This is a genomic window from 'Vigna radiata' phytoplasma (assembly GCF_030586915.1).
Classification (GTDB): Bacteria; Bacillota_I; Bacilli_A; order Acholeplasmatales; family Acholeplasmataceae; genus Phytoplasma; species Phytoplasma australasiaticum.
The window spans coordinates 1-6,532 of record NZ_JAOSIS010000028.1; the positions used below are offsets into that span (position 1 = coordinate 1).

Annotated in this window: 5 protein-coding genes; 2 read left to right on the forward strand and 3 right to left on the reverse strand. The window is 20.9% G+C overall.

Annotation, left to right across the window (positions count from 1 at the left end; all coding sequences use genetic code 11):
• Positions 1-522: superoxide dismutase (locus tag OC710_RS02285; protein ID WP_304514988.1), on the reverse strand; the 522-nt coding region annotated here is incomplete at its 3' end.
• Positions 523-791: 269 nt separating this feature from the next.
• Here OC710_RS02285 and OC710_RS02290 point away from each other — a divergent pair.
• Together OC710_RS02290 and OC710_RS02295 are read left to right on the forward strand one after the other, a co-directional pair.
• Positions 792-1,475 carry a hypothetical protein gene (locus OC710_RS02290; protein ID WP_004994995.1) on the forward strand — a complete coding sequence of 228 codons (684 nt, stop codon included), beginning with the start codon at positions 792-794 and terminating at the stop codon, positions 1,473-1,475.
• Between the two features lie 999 nt (positions 1,476-2,474).
• On the forward strand, positions 2,475-4,166 hold the full coding sequence (locus tag OC710_RS02295) for a DEAD/DEAH box helicase (RefSeq protein ID WP_004994994.1): 1,692 nt from the start codon (positions 2,475-2,477) through the stop codon (positions 4,164-4,166).
• Between the two features lie 199 nt (positions 4,167-4,365).
• On the opposite strand, the gene OC710_RS02300 is transcribed toward OC710_RS02295, so the two are convergent.
• Positions 4,366-5,970, reverse strand: coding sequence for a transporter substrate-binding domain-containing protein (locus tag OC710_RS02300; RefSeq protein ID WP_304514989.1), 1,605 nt, complete (start codon positions 5,968-5,970; stop codon positions 4,366-4,368).
• A 102-nt stretch (positions 5,971-6,072) separates the two neighbouring features.
• A partial coding sequence (locus OC710_RS02305) for an ATP-binding cassette domain-containing protein (RefSeq protein WP_304514990.1) occupies positions 6,073-6,532 on the reverse strand: 460 nt, incomplete at its 5' end.

A 6,532-nucleotide genomic window follows, 5' to 3' on the forward strand; every position in this document is an offset into this window, starting at 1 on the left:
ATAATAAGCATGCTCCCAGAGATCTAAACCTAAAATAGGGAAACCTAATGTATGAGTTGTATCTTGATTGACGGTTGTTATTATTTCTGATAAATTTTTATCATTAATGATCCACCATATCCAGCCGCTACCAAAAAGATTTAAAGCTTTTTGAGTAAATTGGTTTTTAAAATTATCTAAATTTTGAAAATCGCGTTTTATAATATCTTTTGTGTTTGTCAATAAAATGTTCTTATTTATTGTTTTAGGTTTTAAAATTTTCCAAAAAAAAGAGTGATTAAAATGCCCGCCACCATTATTACGAACAGATTCACGGATTTCTTGAGGAATTAAAGATAAATTTTGTAATAAATTATCTATATTATCGTTTATTGTTGTAAATTGAGATAAAGATATATTTAATTTATCGATATAAGTTTGATGATGTTTTTGATGATGTATCATCATTGTTTTGGCTGTTATAAAGGGTTCTAATTCATTATATTGATAATTTAAGTTCGGTAATTGATATTTATTAATCATATTTAGTTTTCATTACTCCTTAATTTTGAAATTTTTAAATAAATATTTTTAAGTAATTGAAACCATCCTTTATTATAACATTTTTAAAACCAAGATAGTTATTGGTATATTTTAAATTAATTTAAAATATATCCGATATAAAAGATATTTGATTTTATAATATATACATTATATATTTCTCATTCTATATAAATAATCAATATTATAATATAAAAATATAATTTGATTTTTATAAATTAAATTATTCAGAAAGAAGTTAAATTCGTTTTATGTTAAATAAACATAACTATATAAAAAATACAAGAAGTATTATGAAACAAATAATTTTAGGTTCGAATTTAGTTTCAATTTCTTGGATTTTATTTCAATTAAATAAATATTCTTTTTTAAGTAAAATTAATAAAATTCCTATATTAAATTCTAATTTATGGTTATTTTGGCATTTACCGTTATTTTTTTTGGGTTTTTTTTTAAATCTTAATTATTTAATTTTATTTTGGTTAGTTTATATTTTTATAGATTGTTTTTTTTATTCAGTACCGGGTTATTTAGCTACTTATGAATATTTAAAAAGCCATTATGTTTTTTTTATTAATGATAGATCTTTTTTTCTCATAAGTAATATTATTTTTGGTACTTTTATACCTAATTTATTTTTGTTAATGAGTTTTTTATTAAATTATCGTTACGTTAACAGTAAACGCATTTTTATTTTCGGTTTTTTGATTATTATTTTACAATCAATTTCTAGAATTTGTAATGGTTATCTAAATTATTGGGATATTATCAAAATTACTTTTTATCAATATAATTATGTTTATTCTGATAAGTTTATGAATATTGTTATTTGTTGTTTTAATATTATTCCTGTTATTTTTAATGTTACAATTAATTGTTTATTTTTTAGTTTGTTGTATAAAAAAATTCAAAATATATATTATGAAATTATTTAATAATTGGTATTTAGTAAAATATTTTAAAAAATTATGCTATTCAATACCTATAATTCTTATTTTATAATAAATTTGATTATAATGTGTTAACTTAGAAGAGTGATTAATAAAATTAAAATATGTTATTAGTATAAAATTTGAAATATCTAATAAAGAAATTTTCGTTAGCTCAAAGAAGTAAAATACAAATTTTAATTAGTAAATAATTGTATTAATTTTAAACATTATTAGAAAGTATCATGTAAATTATGCAATAAGATTAAACTATTTATATATACTAATTTTATAAAAATATTTATATGGATATCTGAATTTTCATTAATGATTTAATTAATTATAATATTTTTTATAATTGTGTCTTAATTTTTATTTTTCTAAAAAAGTTTTCGATAATAATATTAAAATTAAAAAAGTATTTGATCCATAAAAACAAGTGAAAGTTAAAATGTGTATCGATATATAATTTTAAAATTTGTTTAATGTTTAGAAATTTATTAGACAAGTGCTAAAAATCTTTAATATTAATTTATCAAAAAAATTTAATTTAAAACTAATTTATATCCCTTAATTAAATAATTAAATATATTTTTTTATTAGCATTGTTTTATGTAAAAAAGAATTTTTTAAAATTAAATTATTTATTTTATGGTATCATTAATAATAAAATAATTATTTTTTTAACTATATTGAAACTCTTATTTAAATTAGTAAGTGTCTTTCCTGATAGAGGATTATTTTTTCATTTTTACTTATTATTTTTACTTTTATTTTTTAATTAAGATGGATATAGGTTACACTTTAATTTTCTAAATTTTAAAATTACAAAAACTTTTAATAAATATTTTTTTATTTTTTGAATTTTTTTCTTTAGAAAAAAATATAGTAACTAAATATTTCTTTTAATATTGGAGAATTTCGATTATTACTAGTTAGAATGCGAAAGATTTATTTTATTAAACTATTGAAAAAAAATTTCAATAAGATTGAAAGGAAAATATAATGATTTCTTCTTTTACGGAGTTAAATTTATTAACTCAAATACAAGAAGCTTTAAAAGAGCTTAATTTTATTAATCCTACTCCTGTTCAGGCTTTGGTTATTCCGAAAATGATTGAAGGTATCGATATTGTAGCTCGTTCCCAAACAGGAACAGGTAAAACTTTTGCTTTTGGAATCCCGATGATTCAAAAAATTGATCCTCAAATGTCACAAATTCAATCTTTAGTTTTGTGTCCTACACGTGAGTTGGCTTTACAAGTGTTTACGGAGATCAATAAATTATTAAAATTTTATTCTGAAATTCGAACTGCTGTTATTTATGGTGGCGAAAAATATTTTAAGCAATTTAGCGCTTTGAGTAAAAAACCTCATATTATTGTAGCTACTCCTGGTAGAATTTTAGATTTATTAAAACAAAAAAAAATAGATTTATCGAACGTTAAACTTTTAGTTTTAGATGAAGCTGATGAAATGTTGAAGATGGGATTTCAAGAAGATGTAGAAGATATTTTAAAAACTATTCCTTCGGAAAGACAAACAGCTTTATTTTCTGCAACCATGCCGGATTCCATTAAAAAAATAGCCGCTAAATATCAAAAAAATTCTCAAACTTTAGAAATTTCTAATAAAAATATCGCAGTTAAAAGTATTAAACAATTTTATTTTATTGTTGCGGATATGAGTAAAAATTTAGTTTTAGAACGTTTATTAGATTATCAAAATCCAGATTCTGTTATTATTTTTGCTAATACTAAAAGAAATGTTGATAATATTACTGATTATTTACAAACAAGAAATTTTTTAGTAGATGCTTTGCATGGAGATTTGAAACAAAATCAAAGACAATATGTTCTTAATAATTTTCGTAATAAAAAAATTAAAATTTTAGTAGCTACTGATGTAGCAGCTCGAGGTTTAGATATTTCTGATGTTCAAATGGTAATTAATTACGATTTATCTAATGATTATGAAAGTTATGTTCATAGAATAGGTCGTACCGGTAGAGCTGGAAAATCGGGAGTTTCTTATAGTTTTATTAATATTCGACAAAAAATGAAATTAAAAAACTTAGAATATTATTTAAAAGAAAAATTATTATTAGCGGAAATTCCTAAAATTGAAGATATTTATCAACAACAAGATCAATTATTTAGAAATAAAGTAATTCAATTAGTAGAAAATTATCAAAGCAATAATTTATCAATTGATACTGTTTTAATGGATAATTTATTAGAAAAATATAATCATGAATTGATTATTAAATCTTTGTTGAATTATATATCTCCTTGTCGCAAAAAATATGAAAATATTATTGTGCGAAATGTTTCTAGTTATAATAATGATGATTTTATCAAAAAACCTTATAATAAAAATAATCGTATTAATGGTGATTATGTTAAAAAATATGAACATAATAATGTTAATATGACGAAATTGATCATTAATATTGGCAAAAATGATCGTGTTTATAATCCTGCTACTTTTTTGCAAATTTTATATGATAAATTTAATATTTATAGAAAAAACATTGGTTATATTCAACATTTCCCTGATAAAACAGTTTTTGAAATTAATAATAACTTGGTTCAAAGGATTAAGTCTAAAAAAGATATTTATTGGGAAAATAAATTAATAATTATTAGTGATAATTTAGATAATTATTCTAATATTAATAACAAACATAATAATTAATAAATACCTTAATAAAAAATATTTTCGTTAAATAAAAAATAAAAAAGTCAAATTGTTATTTCATATAAGGATAAGCAATTTGACTTTTTGTATTTATAAGAGATAAAACTTTTTAAATACATTTATTGAATTATTTTATAAAATCATAAAATGTGATGATTTTGTTTAATAATATATCGATTTTATAAATATTAAATCTTTAGTTATTATGTTTTTTAAAAAGCGTTTTTTGTTTTAAAAATTGAGTTAAGCTTGCTAATGATATATAAATGATACTTATTATAATAAAAGGTGTTATAGTATCGTAAGTAATAGCTATATTACGTTGTGCTGTCCATAATAAATTTGGTAATCCAATAATAGAATATAAAGCAGTTTCTTTTAAATTTACTATAAATTGATCCCATATATTTGGTATCTCTCTTTTTAATATTTGTTCTAATATAATGTGTCTAAATACTTGTTTTGAAGTTAAACCGAGAGCATAGGCAGCCTCTATAGGTCCATATTCTAAAAAATTAATTTGTCTAGACATGTTGTTTAAAAAATAAAACGCATTATTAAGTAAAGTTATTGTTAAAGAGATGCAGAAAATTCCCATTAAGCCTTTTAAGAAAAATATTCTTTGAATTAATAAATTATACATTAATACCACTTGAATAGTAATAGGAACAGCTTTTGCAAAATGAATACATAAAACTAATATATAATTAATTGCTTTTTTAATGGGTTTTTTTGAATATTGACACCATATTTTTAAAGGCAATAATATTAACGCTAATAAGAATCCAATTAAAATAGCATCTATAGCTAGAGTTAATGATATATAAAAACTATCTTGGTAAGTTTTTATTATATTTACAATTCGAGTTCCTATTGTATTGTTTTGTTTATTATGAATGTGATCGTTTTTATAAGTTTGTATAGCTTTTTCGCGTAAATTTTCCATTATATTTGGATTATATGTTTTAATTTCATCAATTTTTTTAGTGATTTCTTGATATAATTTTTGATTTTTGGAGTTTATAAAAATACCTAATGGATGTTGTAATTCTTTGTTTGAATCATTGTTTTCGTTATCGATTAATTGTAAGGATTGAAATTTGTTTTGTTTATTTGCTTTTAAAAATGTCATTAAATTTATAACAGGATGTTCAAAAATAAATAAATCTACACGATTATTTTCTACTTCGTTTACACAATTTACTAAATCTTCTTTGAGATTAGATTTATGTAAATTTAATTTATGTAATATTTCTATATCATAAATAGAACTAACTGTAGTGGTTGCACTTATGTCGTGTTGTTTAATTAAAGTTTGTAAATCTTTTAAAGTAATTTCTTTTTTATTGATATAATTTTGGAATTTAAGATTATCTTTTCGAATTAAAAAACCAATTTTTAATTTATCATATTCGATAGTTTTCATTCTTTTTTTACGTTCTTCTGTAATATTCATGTTACCAATGGCAGCATCAATAGTTCCTTGCTCTACTTCATTTAAAATACCAGGGAAATTTAATGATTTTATTTTTAATCGTTTATTCATTTTTTTTGCTAATTCTTGAAATAAAAAAATGTCAGAACCACTTACATATGTACCTGCTTCTGTGCGATAACTATTATGATTATATGAATTACTGTCGAAACATAAAGGTGGAGAATTACTTACTACACCTAACATAATGCTGTCTGAAGAAGGTTTTTTAGAATTGCAAATTTGCAATAATTTATAATGCAAAAATAATATTATTATAACAAAAGTAAAAATTTTTAAGATTTGTTGGATTTTCGATTGAAACATTTAAATATTAGTTCTCTTTCTTATTTTTTTTAATTATTAAATTTTTGGAGATATTGCGCTAATTTTTAAAAAAATTATAATTTTTAACATTTATTTACAATATTATTTTTTTTCTTGTTCGAAAAAATATTTAATTTTAGGACATTTATTTAATTTAAAAATGTCATTTAAATTGCCTGTTTCTGCGATTTTTCCATTTTCTAATAAATAAATTTTATTGGAAACTTTCTTTGCAAATTGCAATTCATGAGTCACAATGATAAGAGTTATATTATGTTTATATACTAAATTTTTTAATAATTTTAATATTTCTTGAGCAGATTCGGAATCTAAAGCTGAAGTTGGTTCATCAAGTAAAATAATTTTCGGTTCCATACATAAAGTTCTGGCTATAGCTACTCTTTGTTTTTGTCCTCCGGAAAGTTTTTGAACATTTTCGTGAGCAAATTTCTCCATTCCTACTTCTTTTAATTTTTTTAAAGCTTTACGAGAAGCTTCTGTATAATTCATTTTAAATACACATCTTAATGCTAGACAACAATTTTCTAAAACAGTTTTTTCC